Source organism: Psychrobacter sp. JCM 18901, assembly GCF_000586435.1.
GTDB lineage: Bacteria > Pseudomonadota > Gammaproteobacteria > Pseudomonadales > Moraxellaceae > Psychrobacter.
In genome coordinates, this window is the sequence record NZ_BAWH01000004.1 from 92304 (window position 1) to 108331 (window position 16028).

Genomic DNA, 16028 nt, shown 5'->3' on the forward strand with positions numbered 1-16028 from the left:
TAAGACATTAGGCCACCTCGTTAAAATCAGTTTTGCCAATACGGCGACTACTGGCATGGTAGGCCAGTAACAATACGGCCATTGCCAATGTCAGTAATACGCTAGCTGCCGCGCCAAAGGGCCAATCACGCGCATCTAGAAATTGGTTTTTGATGATATTTCCGACCAATAAGTTACGAGAACCACCCAAGATATCAGCCACATAAAACATGCCCATTGCAGGCAATAGCACGAGTAGCACACCAGAAATAATACCAGGTGTTGTTAATGGCAATACCACATGCCAAAAGGTCTGTGTTTTAGTTGCACCCAAATCCTGCGAAGCCAGTAGCATGTCATTACGCAAGTCGGTAAATACTGCATATAGTGGCAGTACCATAAAAGGGAACAGCAAGTAGGTTAGTCCTGCGATCACTGCGCCTTGGGTATATAAAATATCGATAGGCGTATCAATCACACCGATGGCTAATAGCAATTTGTTAATCAAGCCATTGTTAGCAAATAGTAATTTGAGCGCATAAGTCCGTACCAAAGAGTTTGTCCAAAATGGCAGGATCAATAGCAGCATAAGCAGCGGTTGCCATCGTACTTTTACCCTAGATACTAGCCATGCAAAAGGGTAGCCAAGCAGCAGACAGATTACCGTTGTGATACCTGCCATCCATAATGAGTGGACAAATACCTCAAAATACAATGGGTCAATCATACGCACGTAACTGTCGATACTGACAGGTAAGCTAATAAACGCGCTGCTATCGCGGGTCAAAAAACTGACAGCGATGACCAAGATATTTGGCAACAGCGCAAAAATGAGCAGCCAACCCCAAATTAGCCAAAGCGTGGCGGTACGAAATGGACTTTTACTGCCTAAGTGGTTGCGAGCCATCAGCTACCATCCTTTTGTGCAGTCGTGTCTGGCACAGCTTCAGAGTCTTCTGGCAATACCCATTCCCAACCATCTACCCATGAGACTTTGACTTCCTCGTTTAGTTTGTAATCAAAGCTTGGGTCATCTTCATCAAAGAACTCAGAGGCCTTAATGATATGACCATTTGCCAGTTCGATAATCGAGTCTAAGGTACTGCCTTTATAGTTACTCTCGATGACACGGCCTAACAGTCCGCTATGCTCGTTATCCTTTGGATCATATATTCGTAAGTCTTCGGGACGAAGTAGTAAATTAACAATATCGCCCACTTGCACGTCATTGGCAAAATTGGGACGACGTAAGTTGCGTAAGGTGGTTGGCCCTGCTTGCGCCTGCGCTTCACAGACTTCGACTTCGATACGTCCGTTGGTCACTTTACCATCGCGATCTGGCTGGTCTGGATGGACACCTTTGACCTCAGCTCTAAACAAATTGGTCTCACCGATGAATTTTGCAGTAAACAAATTGGCAGGGGTTTCATAAATCTCGATAGGCGTACCGATTTGCTGGAACGTACCGTCTTTCATTACGGCAATACGGTCTGACATCGAGAGCGCTTCTTCTTGATCATGGGTCACGAAGACAAAGGTAATGCCCAGCTCACGTTGCAGACGCTTTAGCTCAGATTGCATTTGCAGGCGCAGTTTATGATCGAGTGCGGATAACGGTTCATCAAGCAATAGCAGTTTAGGACGGTTAATCACCGCACGAGCAATCGCAACTCGCTGCTGCTGACCACCAGATAAATCTTGCGGCTTGCGGTTGGCCAAATGCTCTAGCTGTACCATCGCTAGCATCTCGCTAACACGTCTTTGGATTTCATCTTTTGGGACTTTTTTTAGCTTTAGGCCATAAGCCACGTTCTGGGCAACGCTCATATGAGGAAACAACGCATACTGCTGAAATACGGTATTGACCGGACGTTTATCAGCGGACAATCCCGCCATCTGTACGCCATCCAAATATATCGCTCCAGCGTTCGGCTGCTCAAAGCCTGCAATCAAGCGTAGTAATGTCGTCTTACCACAGCCTGATGGGCCAAGCAGCGTCAAAAACTCACCATGCTTGATATCAAGGTTGATGTCTTTTAGGACTTCGGTTTGATCATAGGTTTTTTTTAGACCAGTCAGTTGCAGCAGCACCTGATCATCATGAGGTGACGCAGAGGTGTTATGCGTATTTTGAGATAAATCGGTCATAATATCTGTTCCTGAGCGTCCAATAGCTATATGCAGCTGGCTGTCATTATAAGGATTGGCATGAGCGTAAGCATGTTCGGATTACTGTCTGAATGCTGCCTGAATGCTGCGTATTATAACAAACCCTTGGTATAAGTCAGTGCAAGTTCATTATAAGTTACGCGAGTAATACTGTCGTAGCAGCAATATATACAGCTATATTTTTAAATGTGACTACATTCACCTAGCGATATTTAGACAAATTTTTTTTACCGTTTTTGGGTTTTTATTCCTATACAATCACGTTATGGCTGACAAACATTATTAGCCTGATAGTTTGACGATAATTAGTCAGTCTGTGCTGGAATACATGTATGCAAAACAGCTTATAACTCTAATATTATTGATGATAAAGGATCTCTCATGCCTACCGATATACGTCCAACCACAGGTCAAGAAGCACTTGAGCTTTTAAAAGCAGGTAATGCACGCTACGTTGATAGCCTCACCAGTACCGATGAGTATATGCAGCGCCGTCCAGAGTTGGTCAAGGATCAAAATCCATTGGCCATTATTTTGGGTTGCTCGGATGCACGAGTACCCGTTGAGATTGTCTTTGATCAGGGTTTGGGAGATTTGTTCGTTATACGAGTCGCAGGTAATGTGGTTGCACCATCGCAGATTGGTTCAATCGAGTTTGCAGCCGAAGCCTTTGGTACGCAACTGGTGGTGGTACTTGGACACTCGAAATGCGGTGCTGTCACGGCTTGCGTTGAGACGTTGATTAACCCTGAGCAGAACTATTCACCTAACTTGCAATCTATCGTTGATCGTATTCGCCCAAGCGTTTATAACTTACACGAATTGGCAACTGCCAATGGTCAAGACGTCGATGCAGACGAGCTGGTCGACCGCTCTATCCGCGCCAACGTGCGCATGTCAGTCAGTCAGCTAAAGCATGGCTCACGTGCATTAGAGGACTTAACCAATAGTGGTCAGCTATTGGTAGTCGGCGCTGAATATGATCTAGAGACCGGAAAGGTACGATTCTTAGACAGCTAATATATCTAAATATGAACATATTTTGTTCATATCCTTACAAAACCCTATCAATTATTTTGCCAATTTTTATTATGATGAGAGACAGCAGTGAATCATGACAGTCGTGATTCGCTTATTTATAACACTCTTTTTTTGAATTATATTAGGATAATTATGTCTACTTCATCTAACAACAATAACGACGCAATAGACCAGCCTGCTAGCAGCGTTAATACGGATGGTGTTCAGCCAATTTCATCACAGACGACCGGTTTTACTTTTAACCACACCATGCTACGTGTCAAAGATCCTGTTAAATCACTAGAGTTTTACACTGGTGTCTTGGGTATGACTTTGCTTGCCGTTAAGAAGTTCCCTGACATGGGATTCGATTTATATTTCTTGGCTAAATTGACCGAAAGCGAGCGCGAAAACTTGCAACTGGCGATGATCTAGAAATTTTTGCTTTCCGCCAGCGTGGCATCTTGGAGTTGACGCACAACTACGGCACCGAGACAAAAGCTGACTTTAGCTATCATGATGGCAATCAAGATCCACAAGGTTTTGGTCATATTTGTTTTAGCGTTCCAAGCTTGGATGAAGCGGTTGCTTGGTTTGATAAAAATGACGTCGAATTCAAAAAAAACGTCCAGAAGATGGCAGTATGAAAAACATTGCCTTTATCAAAGATGTGGACGGTTACTGGATCGAAATTGTTCAGGCCGATTTGATGGGCTAATTGTCAGAACGACAGCACCTATTAAGATAAGTGCGTTAATAGAAATAAATAGAATAAAGGAGTATCACCCAGATGCCTACCTCTGAGGCAGACACGACACTGAGTGCTGAGACAGCTGCGCAGTCTACGACGACAGATGGGTTGACCTATCAAAGCATTCTTGGTTCGGCAAATGAGATATGGGTTGGCTTTGTTGAGCGCATCCCATATTTTGTCGCATCAATTATCGTTATCCTGATTTTTTGGTTTTTATCGATTGTCTTCAAGAAAATCGTTCACAAATTATTAGGTAGCCGTAGTCGGCATCAGAACTTAGTCAAAGTGTTTCAGCGGGTAGGCGGGGCACTCATTTTCTTTATTGGTTTTATGATAGCGATGGTTATTGCAGTGCCAGGGTTCACCCCTGCTAAGCTGATTGGCGCGCTCGGTATCGGTTCTGTGGCTATCGGTTTTGCTTTTAAGGATATCTTTCAAAACTTGCTTTCTGGTATCTTGCTCCTGATTTCAGAGCCGTTTCGTATCGGTGATCAGATCGTTTCAGGTGACTATGAAGGAACGGTAGAAGATATCAAAATCCGTGCAACCACCATCAGAACTTATGATGGCAGGCAAGTAGTGATTCCAAACTCAGATCTTTATACTTCGGCGTTGACCGTCAATACCGCTTATAAGCAGCGCCGTCTGCAAGTCGCAGTTGGTATCGGTTATGAAGATGATATCGAAGCGGCCAAAGCTGAGATTATCAAGGCGTTAAATAAGATAGAGAGCGTCTCGAAGAAAGCAACGCCAAGCGTGATTGCTACTGGTTTTGGTGGTTCGTCCATTGATCTCATGGTACGTTGGTTCATCGAAGATGGTACGCAAGCCAATAAGGTTGCCTCGATTCATCAAGTAATTGTAGGTATCAAAAACTCGTTGGATGCAGCGGGCGTAAACATTCCCTTCCCAATACGTACGATTGATTTGAGTGATCCTTCAGTAAGTGCAATCGTTAATAAAATAAACGAGCAGCAAGATGTTATGGATGTGAATAAAACAGTAACATAAAGCGTGCTCGGTGAAATATTTAATTAGTGTTAAAAATGTGATATCTAATAATACTTAGAAAACTAAAAAAACCGCCACATCAATTGATATGGCGGTTTTTTTACGTGTCGACTTGCTATAAATATAAAGGCTTATTCGTCTTTTGCTCTAAAGTCGGTATGGCATGATTTACAGCTTGCACCAACTTGTCCAAAGGCAGGCTTAACATCGTCCATGCTAGTGGCATTTTGGGCGGCGGCGTTTAGCTCAGCAGTAACTTTTTGAAAGTTTTCAGCTTCAGCACTGAAGCCATCAGCATTAGACCAAACCGCTTCGGTAGCATTACCTACCGCTTCTGGGTCTTCAAAATGACTCCAAGGCTTGGCGGCATCTTCTGCCAAAAACGCCGCTTGCTCTTTAAATACATCGGCATCAAATGTGTCAGGTGCTTTTGCCATATCACCCATGACGCCCATTGCATCGCCCCAGTTTTTCATGGTGTCTTGACGCGCTTGCACGTCAGGGTTAGATCCTGTTGAAGTGCTACAGGCCGTTAGACCCAGTGCAGCCGCCATCAAAGTAACGCTAAACAGAGATTTGAAAGATTTGTTGGTATGAACCTGTGCCATATGACTTACTCCTTTAAACTTGGCTAATAGTAAGCGCGATTAAAAACGCTCGCTTTGACTTAAAATATAGTTATACAAAATACTGCCTAAAATTCTTCTGAGCACAGTTGCTAATAAAGAACGTCTTCTATTGTAACGGTTATCTGGGCGATGGGAATTATATAGTTGTTATATCCTCGTAATATTTTAGATAAGCATAACTTAACTTGGTTATGGTTGGTTGCAGTGATTACATGGTAGTTAAACAACATATTTCTGTATGATAACAACGTAAAAGTGGCTCGTTTGGATAGTACTGACAATAAAAAAAGGCCAGCGATAGTAGCTGACCTTTTTAATATTTTCCAAAAATATGAGTATTTCAATATTTACGAAAACTACAGTGCTAACCAATCACGCGGTTTTAGATAGTAATCGGTCAACTCAAATTCAGGCGTTCCTTTAGCAGGCTCAAAGCGATAATGCCAACTAGCAAGCGGTGGCATACTGACTAGGATGGATTCGATACGTCCATTACTCTGTAGCCCAAATAGCGTTCCACGATCGTAGACCAGATTGTATTCAACATAGCGACCACGGCGATAGAGTTGAAACTCGCGCTGCGCTTCAGTATAAGGCGTGTTTTTACGCTGTTCAAAAATCGGCATGATACCGTCAAGATAACCGTTGCCAACTGCTTTCATAAAGTTAAAGCAAGTCTCGAAGTCCCAGCCGCGACTCTCGGTACTGACGTCATCATAAAACAGACCACCAATACCGCGTTGCTCATCACGATGGCGCAGATGAAAATACTCATCACACCACTGTTTAAAATCAGCGTAGATATTGTCCCCAAAAGGCGCACACAAGTCATGACAAACTTGATGCCAGTGTACACAATCAGCGAGTACTGGATAGAATGGCGTTAAGTCAAAACCACCGCCAAACCACCAGATAGGAGCTTCGCCTTCGGCTTCTGCTACGAATAAACGCACATTGGCATGGCTCGTAGGCACGTTTGGATTTCTGGGATGGACAACCAGTGACACGCCCATTGCTTGAGCTTTACGTCCAGCGATATTAGGGTGACGCGCGGTAGCAGAGGCGGGGAGGTTATGTACATGAATATGGCTAAACATGACGCCCGCTTTTTCGATGACCTCGCCATCTGCCAATACGCACGACCGCCCGCCGCCGCCTTCAGTACGTTCCCAGTCATCAGGTACAAAGGTCGCATACTCGTTGTTATTAGTGCTGCCGTCACGCTCTTGTGCTTCTAGTGATTCACAGATACGTGTCTGTAAATCAACCAAAAACTCACGCACTCGCATGATGTCGTTATTGGTTGGCGTCGTCACGGACGCCACCGTTGATAAGTCTGTTTCGTTATTTGTATTTGTAATACTCATAAGATATCTATTTATTCAGGTGTATGGCGGTATTAAGGTCTGTATCGAGAGAAGCGTCTATATCAAGATTGATATTTTTATCAAACAAGTGGCCCATGCGGTCACGTTTGGTTGCTAGATATTCCGCATTCATATCATTGACACCGACCAACAATGGCACACGTTCAACGACATCAATACCATGCTCAGTCAGATAAGCGACTTTGTTTGGATTGTTGGTGATGAGCCTGACAGCGTCGACACCGACATGGGCCAGCATCGGACCACACATATCATAGATACGCGCATCAGCAGGCAAGCCTAACATGAGATTGGCATCCAACGTATCATGCCCTTGATCTTGAAGGGCGTACGCACGAATCTTATTGGTCAAACCAATACCGCGGCCCTCTTGACGCAAATACAAAATCGCACCGCAACCTGATTCTTGGATGGCTTGCATGGCAGTATTGAGCTGCGGACCGCAGTCACATTTCAATGAGCTAAACGCGTCGCCTGTCAGACATTCAGAATGAATGCGAATGAGCGGCACTTGCTTCGCTATCGATTCGTTCTTTTGGTTCAATGCCGTGTCGTTTGAGGGTTGACTAGCCATGACATCTGTCTGTTGATCGACCACAGCTAGACCAACGGTCAGCATGACATGCTCTTGACCTTCGCTATTTTCAAAGATATGAATATCAAACTCGCCGTGACGAGTGGGTAATTTGGCACTAGTGATAAATTGATATGACATTGCTGTCCTACATAAGCCTAAAGTCGTGGCGGTGAAAAGTATGTTATTGCTGTTCGAGATGAGCGCTGTTAGAGCCGGTTACTGTTCGAGATAACTACTGTTTTCGAAATAACTATTAGTTGAGATGAGCATATCATCTAAACTTTACTGCTAAGATTAAGATGATACCAGTATAACCTGTTCATAAAGACAGCGTACTCATTGTATTTTTTTATAAAAACACACAAAGTTCACAGACGACGCACGATGATTAAAGCGACAATTAAAAAAAATGCTATTATGCCATACTATTTTGACGGATACAGTGACAAGTCTTTACCCTTACATTACTATGTCGTTACTAACATCCGCTATTGATGCAAAATAATAGGGCATAATGTCACCCTTCAGTAGTGAATAGTATAAAAGCATCAATATTTTGATATCAAAACGTTGGTATTGACGCGCAGTCTATTGTGCTAGCGTGTCTACTGTCGTAAGTAGCGCAGCTATACAAATAAGAAAGTTGCATGAATAATTATATGGTCGATTACATCAATAATGATGTAGGTATTATTGACGTCTTTTGATTATAGTCACCGCTATATTTTAAAGACACGTCTTGTCAGCAGATTGGTAGGTATCGTACGGTTTATGCAGCAGTCACCTCATTCTCCAAAGTCTCAGTCCCTATCTACATCAGTGCTGGATTCTGCTGCTCAGCTATCGAGCTTACAGCAGACCTATACTGTGATTCCACGTGTGCGCCCTCATACGCCATTGCTTGATGCAATTGATATACCCACTGACCTCAGCACGCTTTCGGCTGCCAAGCTTATTACGCTGGCTGATGAATTGCGCCTTTTTCTATTGTATTCAGCTGGTCAAAGCGGTGGGCATTTTGGTGCCAATTTGGGCGTGGTTGAGCTGACCATCGTATTGCATTATTTGTTAGAGACGCCGCAAGACCAAATCGTCTGGGACGTGGGTCATCAAGCTTATGCTCATAAAGTACTGACAGGTCGCCGTGAGCAGCTAGGTACTATCAGGTCTAAAGATGGTCTGACAGCATTTCCTGAGCGCGCAGAATCTGTCTACGATACATTTGGCGTTGGGCATTCATCGACCTCTATTTCAGCTGGTCTGGGTATGAGTCTCGCCCTGCGTTATCAAGGCCGCGAGCAAACGGTTGCTTGCATCATCGGCGATGGTGCAATGACAGGCGGCATGGCATTTGAAGCATGAATGACGCAGTACAGCAAGATGCTGATTTGCTGGTCATCCTAAACGATAATGATATGTCGATATCTTGCTCTATTGGCGGGTTTTCACGACATCTAGCGATGCTTTGGGAATCAGGTTATCAAGTGGATATCTCTGAGTCAGGTGAGCCAGTACTCTGTCATCGTCCTGATATGCAAGCGTTCGATCGCCGCAAACGTCATAAAGAGATGCGCGATGTTCCGCAGCTAGAAGACAACTTATTCAAAGCGATTGGTTTTACCTATTTTGGTCCATTTGATGGGCATAATATCCCTGAGCTACTGCGCGTATTGTCACTGGCGAAGCAAGTAAAAGGCCCAGTATTGGTACATATCTATACCACTAAGGGTAAAGGGTTTGCACCAGCAGAATTAGATCCAGTGGGCTATCATGCAATCAGTAAATTGCCAGTCGAAAATCATGATGACCATGAAGCGTCTAAAGCTGACTCTATAGAGCAGCTAAAAAAACAACCAAGTACAAAGCCAGCGTTAAAATATTCGCAAGTGTTTGGCCAGTTCTTATGTGATAAAGCGGCCGAAGACGATAAGCTGCTAGCTGTCACCCCTGCCATGGAAGAAGGTTCAGGGATGACAGACTTTGCTCGTCATTTTCCAGAGCGCTTTTTTTGATGTGGCTATTGCTGAGCAACACGCTGTCACGCTAGCGGCTGGGATGGCAACTCAAGGCGTCAAACCTATTGTCGCGATTTATTCAACGTTCTTGCAGCGTGGATATGATCAGCTGATTCATGACGTGGCCTTACAGAATCTCGATGTGATGTTTGCCATAGATCGAGCGGGCCTAGTCGGTGAAGATGGTGCCACGCATGCTGGCGTGTTTGATTTGGGATTTTTACGTTGTGTGCCTAATATGGTGATTGCAGCGCCAAAAGATGAGAACGAATGCTACCATTTGCTCAATACTTGCTATGAATATCCAGGCTGTACGGCGGTACGTTATCCGCGTGGTACAGGCACAGGTGCTGATATTGAGCAGCCAGCCCAAACTTATGAAATTGGTGAAGCGGTTGTCGAGTCAGTATTAGGTAAAGCTGATGCACCTTACAAATTGGCACTATTGGCCTTTGGCACGATGGTAGCAACTGCTCAGCAAGCAGCAAAAAGCTTAATAAATAACGATACAGCGTTAGATTGCCAGATACAGGTGGTCAATATGCGCTGGGTAAAACCGCTAGACACAGCAATGCTTGAGACGTTATTAGCGCAAGGGGTCACTCATATAGCAACCCTAGAAGAGCACATGATTATGGGCGGTGCAGGTAGCGCAGTGAATGAATATTTACTCAATGAGTCGGCAGCCTTTAAGCAAAGTCGTCCAGCTATTGCTAACATCGGTATTCCTGATCGTTTTATCGCTCATGGCTCCCAAGCAGAACAATTGGCAGACTGTGGTTTAGATGTCGCAGGCGTAATTAAACAGCTTAAAATGCTTTTATCGTAAGCGTTACAATATTATTTTAAAAAATTAATGCGCTAAAAAGGCATGAATTAAAACTGATATAAGCTCTTTAAACAGAGCAAACGCCTGCTAGCCGCAGGTGCTAACTTTTTTTTACAACTTGCGCAGTTTAGATGCTCGCCAAAGTACTGGCTTGGTCAGCGTGACGGTTTTTTTCGTTTTTATCGAACAATTTTAGTATAATGCGGGTGTCTTTTATAAGTTTTCGTTTATAAAAGACACGTTTTTAATCGCATAGATGTGGTGTGATGCGGCGGCTGTTTGGCATGTTGTGGGCACAAAGTTAGTCTTATTTTTTTATATTCATTCATCAAGCAAATAGGTTATTTATGGAACCCATGGTCGTCATCGCAGCGCGTACTGCTGAAAAAGTTGGTAAAGAGATTTTATATGCGCATCAAAACCGCCACAAAATCGAGTTAGATATTGAGTCTAAAGGACTTGATGGTTTGGTTACCCGCATTGATCGCTTTAGCGAAGAGCTCACGATTGAGACGCTAAAAGCCAGCTATCCTAATCATTCATTTTTGGGTGAAGAGTTCGGTATGCAAGAAGGCCGCGGCGAAGATGCTGACTGGTGCTGGATTATCGATCCACTAGATGGCACTAAGAACTTTGTCCACGGTGTACCTCAGTTCTGCGTATCTATCGCTGTACAGCATAAAGGTGTTACTCAGCACGGTGTGGTCTATGATCCAGTACGTGATGAGATGTTCTCAGCGAGCCGCGGTAAAGGCGCGCGTTTGAACAATCGCCGTATGCAAGTGAGCGAGCGCAAAACCATTGATGGCGGTTTCTTTACGACCGGTCATCCGCTTGAGCGTAAGCGCAATGGCGAAGTTATCTCTTATGCTAAACAGCACTTTGAGAGCTTACAGAAGATATCTGAGGCAGGTGGTCAGGTACGTCGTATGGGTTCAGCTGCGCTTGATTTATGCTATGTTGCTGCTGGTCGTTTTGACGGTTATTTTGAGATGTCTATCAAGCCTTGGGACATCGCAGCGGGCGAGCTTATCGTAACTGAAGCACGCGGTGTGGTGGTTGATCATACTGGCGCGCACAACTCTATGACATCAGGCTCTATCTTCGCTTGTAATGTGAAATTGCTTAAGCCATTGATGCAAACAGTTGTTCCAATCTGGGGTGACGCAATCTAAACGTTAACCTTAATGGTATTAACGTTTAGCGCCTAGATATAGTTAATATTTAGATTGAGTATAAATGAAAAAAAGCTGGTTCCATCATGGAGCCAGCTTTTTTGTTTTATCATTACTTTTATTGTCAGCTTTATCTTCGACGGTAATGCCTTTGAATGCTAATTCCTTACTGGTAGTTTCTAGCAACTGTAACTCTTCTTCTATGAGCATCAGCATATCTTGTACGCGAGGCAGCGCCTTGCTACAAGCGGTGATACCAAATTCAATCTTATCTAAATAACTGGCTAAGGTGATATTCATCGCTTGACCATTAAAGACAATAGAAGCGGGGTACAACGATTGCAGACGTGCGCCATTCCAGTACAGCGGTTTTTCAGAACCAGGTACGTTGGAGATAATCAGATTAAATGCCTGCTTTCTAGGAAATAATCCTGTCGCCAAATTAATACCTTGCCACGCGTATGAGACGATACTGTAGTTAATGACCTGTGCTTGGTTCATGCGGCGAAAGCGACGTTTGCCGTTATTCATACTGCGATGAATCAACTCTATTCTACGTAAAGGATTGTCTAAATGGGTACCCAAATTTGCCAATACAAATGACAGCTGATTGCCCGAGACGCTCTTATCTGTACGTAGCGACATCGGCACAAAGGCAATCAATGGTTTGCTTGGTAGGGCGTCCATCGAGATTAAATAGCGGCGAAGGGCACCAGAACAGACGGCGAGTACCACATCATTTTTGCTGATATTCAATCTCTCTGCGATATCGTTAAAGCGTTTGATGTCATAAGACTGTGCTGCTATACGACGAGAGGCCGAAATGCGCTTATTCAAAATGCTCATAGGCGCATCAAAAGTGCCGACATAGCCTTCATCGCTATAGTTTTTAAGGTTGTCTAGCAGCTCTGTGAATACAGGTTTGATGGTAGAGATTTGCTCTTTAATGATGCGTTTGACCGATCTTTCAGCTGGCAAGATAGCGTTGACATGGTTGCGATGGCGCGCCATCAACGACCACACTGGCAAGGTTACGGGTTCTGTCGCTGATTGCGATAGCGACTTTTGTACCAAACGCATCGCAGCGATGCCATCTACCAATGAATGGTGAATCTTAAAGTACAACGCAAAACGCTCAGGGCTGCCCTCAGTTTCGGGCTCGATACCCTCAACCACATGACACTCCCACAGCGGCATGGCACGATCTAATAAACGTCCATGTTCTCTTGAGACGTACATCAATAGTTCACGTACGCGTCCAGGACTTGGTAGCGCGACATGATGCAAATGATGCTCAACATCAAAATCTTTGTCTTTTTTTCCAAAAGGCTAAATGCTCAAGTACCTGATTAAAAGGAAAGCTGGGCGGCACATCAGACTCTTGCATTTGTTTCACCAATTGATAGACAAAATCGCTATCCGCATTGTCTGGCAATTCAAATAAAAACATTCCGCCCACATGCATCGGCTGCTTACGCGACTCAAGAAGTAAAAACAACTGGTCGACTGCGGTGAGAAGTCGCATAATAAATCCTTTTATGACGATAAGTGTTATGTGAAAATTATAATAAGTAGAGACTCAATCAAATAACATTTTTTATTATTTTATAGAGCGTGTTAAGCAATCAACCATAGCACTGACAGCACTATACGTAAATACTCAACACGCTCTATTATGACATGTCATTTATACTTCAATTTATTGAAAGAAATACCCAGTTTGTGGTGAGCTGGCAGTAGCATCTTACGCATTGGCATACGACCTGCCAAAAACGCAGCGCGACCTGCCCACATAGCATGTTTCATTGCGTGTGCCATCATTACCGGGTTTTGTGCATTGGCAATGGCTGAGTTCATCAGTACGCCATCACAGCCAAGCTCCATTGCAAGTGCAGCATCAGAGGCAGTGCCGACACCAGCGTCAACCAATACGGGTACTTTAGCGTTTTCGATTATCAAGCTAAGCGTATGTCGATTGAGTAGACCAAGTCCTGAACCAATCAAACTGCCAAGCGGCATAATGGCGACACAGCCCATACTTTCTAGTTCTTGTGCGACGATAGGGTCATCTGACGTATAAACCATCACCTCAAAGCCATCATCGATCAATACTTTGGCGGCTTTTAAAGTTTCCATAACGTTTGGATATAAGGTTTTTTCATCACCCAATACCTCAAGCTTAACCAAATTATGCCCACCCAATAACTCGCGAGCAAGCTTACAAGTGCGAATGGCTGTTTCGGCGTCAAAGCAGCCAGCAGTATTCGGTAATATCGTATATTTATCAGGTGAAATCACATCTAATAAGTTAGGTTCATCACTATTTTGTCCAATATTGACACGGCGAATAGCAACGGTCACGATTTCGGCTGCTGAAGCGGCAATGGCTTCTCCAGTCTCTGTCATGTCTTTATATTTACCGGTACCGACTAACAGACGCGAAGAAAAGGTACGGCTACCGACAGTAAAGGTATCCTGTAAAAGTGGTGTTGGATGAGTAGTGCTAACGTTCTCTGACATAACGGAAAATCCTAATATCGAGCGGGAGAAGGGACAGACAAAATATGATGGGTAATCTAAGCAATCTAAAAGGTGTAATAGACAATGGCAAGCGGTCTGCAAAAAAATCGCATGATATGCTAACTCTGATAGTAATAATAGGTGCTAGGCAATAGGTATAAAGCGCCAGTCAGATAAAATAATACCCGTCTAAAACAAAATGCTATTATAACAAACTCATGCAACCTTACTGGCAGTCTTTTTTGATTCGAACTGTTAAGGACAAGGCATCCATCATGTCTTAGCGTGCGTACTTCTTACCTTCTCCTCACTTATTGGGCCGTCTTTATGATGCAGTTGCCATACAGCTTTGCGAAACGCCATCAGATTTTGGCCATACTTACGATAGATCCTGAATTACCGCCGACATTGGTACTCACCAAAGCTACTCCGTTGTCAGCGATCAACGAAGCGGTACGGTTTTTACAGCAGCAAGGCATTCGCGGTGTACCCACTTACGAAAGTGTCAGCACGGACGATTTTGAAAAACGTATGAACGCAGCTTATGCTGGCAATACAGGAGAGTCTCAGCATATTGCTGCTGGACTTGAGGACCATCCTGATCTCGATAGCTTGGCAGATAGCGTCCCTGAAACTGAAGACCTGATGGATCAACAAGACGATGCACCTATTATTCGTCTGATCAATGCATTATTGTCCGAAGCCATTCGTTTAAGCGCCTCAGATATTCATATTGAGACCTTTGAAAAGCGCTTGGTCGTTCGTTTCCGAGTTGATGGTGAGCTAAAAGAAATCATCACACCAAAACGACAACTGGCTCCATTGTTAGTCTCGCGTATTAAGGTAATGGCTAAGTTAGATATCGCCGAAAAGCGAGTGCCGCAAGATGGTCGTATTAGTTTAAGACTGGCAGGGCGAGAAGTCGATGTGCGTGTGTCGACCTTACCATCAAGCTTTGGTGAGCGTGTGGTGATGCGTCTATTAGACAAGCAGGCTGGTCGTTTGAATATGACGTACTTGGGGTTGTCTGATAATGACTATACTGAGCTAAAGCGCTTAATCCATCGTCCGCATGGCATTATTTTGGTGACAGGGCCGACTGGCTCGGGTAAAACTACGACGCTATACTCTGCATTGACCGATTTAAATGATCAAACTCGCAATATTTTGACCGCTGAAGATCCGATTGAGTTTCAGCTTGATGGTATCGGGCAGACGCAGGTCAATAATAAAGTAGATATGACATTTGCTAAAAGTTTGCGCGCGATGCTCCGTCAAGATCCCGATGTAGTGATGGTTGGTGAAATTCGTGATTTAGAGACAGCAGAGATTGCCGTACAGGCGTCTTTGACAGGGCATTTGGTATTATCGACGCTACATACCAACACTGCTATTGGCGCGGTCACTCGCTTACAGGACATGGGTGTTGAGCCGTTTCTGTTGTCGTCGTCGCTTATTGGCGTAGTAGCGCAGCGTTTGGTACGTACTTTATGTTCACACTGTCAAAGCTGGCAGGTCGCTGATACCGAGCAAGCCAAGCTATTTACCGAAATTGGCATTGGATCAACGCTGAAAAGTGATGCCGAAGATATAGCAAGTGAGTCGATTCGTTTGCCCAAGCCAGTTGGCTGCGATAAATGTAATCAGTCAGGGTTTAAAGGACGCACCGCTATATATGAGGTTGTGCCAATCGACGATACATTGCGCCGTATGATTCATAGCAATACGGCTGAATATGAGCTAGAAGAGTATGCGCGCCAGCAAACACCGTCGATACGTGCAGATGGTTTACGTAAGGTTATAGAAGGGCGGACGACGTTGGAGGAGGTGCTACGTGTAACGAAAGAGAGCGCATTAACGGACGAGACAATACTGGTATAAATTCGCAGACTCGACATTGGTATAGCCGTCAAAAAATAACAGGCGTGGATAGCCAGTTATTTTAGTTTTAACGTTTTTCTA

General features: G+C 44.2%; 9 protein-coding genes and 4 pseudogenes. 6 read left to right on the forward strand and 7 right to left on the reverse strand.

The features are described from left to right. Positions 1 to 7 precede the first annotated feature (7 nt). Together potB and potA are read right to left on the reverse strand one after the other, a co-directional pair. Positions 8 to 886 (reverse strand): spermidine/putrescine ABC transporter permease PotB, encoded by an 879-nt coding sequence (gene potB, locus TT11_RS04895; protein WP_261869280.1) that lies wholly within the window; start codon positions 884 to 886, stop codon positions 8 to 10. Further along, positions 886 to 2127 (reverse strand): spermidine/putrescine ABC transporter ATP-binding protein PotA, encoded by a 1242-nt coding sequence (gene potA, locus TT11_RS04900; protein WP_261869282.1) that lies wholly within the window; start codon positions 2125 to 2127, stop codon positions 886 to 888. The genes potB and potA overlap by 1 nt, the downstream gene beginning before the upstream one ends. Positions 2128 to 2529: 402 nt before the next feature. Here potA and TT11_RS04905 point away from each other — a divergent pair, with 402 nt between their 5' ends. The 3 genes and pseudogenes from TT11_RS04905 (at position 2530) to TT11_RS04915 (ending at position 4933) form a co-directional block, all read left to right on the forward strand. Then, the gene (locus TT11_RS04905) at positions 2530 to 3168 is read left to right on the forward strand and encodes a carbonic anhydrase (RefSeq protein WP_057758161.1); all 639 of its coding nucleotides are present in this window, start codon (positions 2530 to 2532) and stop codon (positions 3166 to 3168) included. Positions 3169 to 3321: 153 nt separating this feature from the next. After that, positions 3322 to 3886 (forward strand): annotated as a pseudogene (gene gloA / locus TT11_RS04910) (lactoylglutathione lyase). 72 nt (positions 3887 to 3958) lie between these two features. After that, positions 3959 to 4933 (forward strand): mechanosensitive ion channel family protein, encoded by a 975-nt coding sequence (locus TT11_RS04915; RefSeq protein WP_261869283.1) that lies wholly within the window; start codon positions 3959 to 3961, stop codon positions 4931 to 4933. Positions 4934 to 5064: 131 nt separating this feature from the next. On the opposite strand, the gene TT11_RS04920 is transcribed toward TT11_RS04915, so the two are convergent. The 3 genes from TT11_RS04920 to ribA all read right to left on the reverse strand — a co-directional run bounded on the left by TT11_RS04920 (position 5065) and on the right by ribA (position 7665). Next, a complete protein-coding gene (locus TT11_RS04920) occupies positions 5065 to 5541 on the reverse strand; it encodes a cytochrome c (RefSeq protein ID WP_057758167.1) in 477 nt (158 codons plus the stop codon). A gap of 377 nt (positions 5542 to 5918) precedes the next feature. Continuing rightward, a complete protein-coding gene (gene hemF, locus TT11_RS04925; RefSeq protein WP_370587781.1) occupies positions 5919 to 6929 on the reverse strand; it encodes an oxygen-dependent coproporphyrinogen oxidase in 1011 nt (336 codons plus the stop codon). Positions 6930 to 6936: 7 nt separating this feature from the next. Next, positions 6937 to 7665 (reverse strand): GTP cyclohydrolase II, encoded by a 729-nt coding sequence (gene ribA / locus TT11_RS04930; RefSeq protein ID WP_261869284.1) that lies wholly within the window; start codon positions 7663 to 7665, stop codon positions 6937 to 6939. A 633-nt stretch (positions 7666 to 8298) separates the two neighbouring features. Here ribA and dxs point away from each other — a divergent pair. Beyond that, positions 8299 to 10371 (forward strand): annotated as a pseudogene (gene dxs / locus TT11_RS04935) (1-deoxy-D-xylulose-5-phosphate synthase). Positions 10372 to 10718: 347 nt separating this feature from the next. Continuing rightward, positions 10719 to 11546: an inositol monophosphatase family protein gene (locus tag TT11_RS04940; RefSeq protein WP_057758174.1), complete on the forward strand. Its 828-nt coding sequence runs from the start codon at positions 10719 to 10721 to the stop codon at positions 11544 to 11546. 84 nt (positions 11547 to 11630) lie between these two features. On the opposite strand, the pseudogene TT11_RS04945 reads toward TT11_RS04940, so the two are convergent. Both TT11_RS04945 and TT11_RS04950 read right to left on the reverse strand, forming a co-directional pair. Beyond that, positions 11631 to 13071, reverse strand: a pseudogene (locus tag TT11_RS04945) (wax ester/triacylglycerol synthase family O-acyltransferase). A gap of 174 nt (positions 13072 to 13245) precedes the next feature. Continuing rightward, a pseudogene (locus TT11_RS04950) lies at positions 13246 to 14066 on the reverse strand (thiazole synthase). A 327-nt stretch (positions 14067 to 14393) separates the two neighbouring features. Here TT11_RS04950 and gspE point away from each other — a divergent pair. Next, the gene (gene gspE, locus TT11_RS04955) at positions 14394 to 15947 is read left to right on the forward strand and encodes a type II secretion system ATPase GspE (RefSeq protein ID WP_261869287.1); all 1554 of its coding nucleotides are present in this window, start codon (positions 14394 to 14396) and stop codon (positions 15945 to 15947) included. The last annotated feature ends 81 nt before the right edge of the window (positions 15948 to 16028 follow it).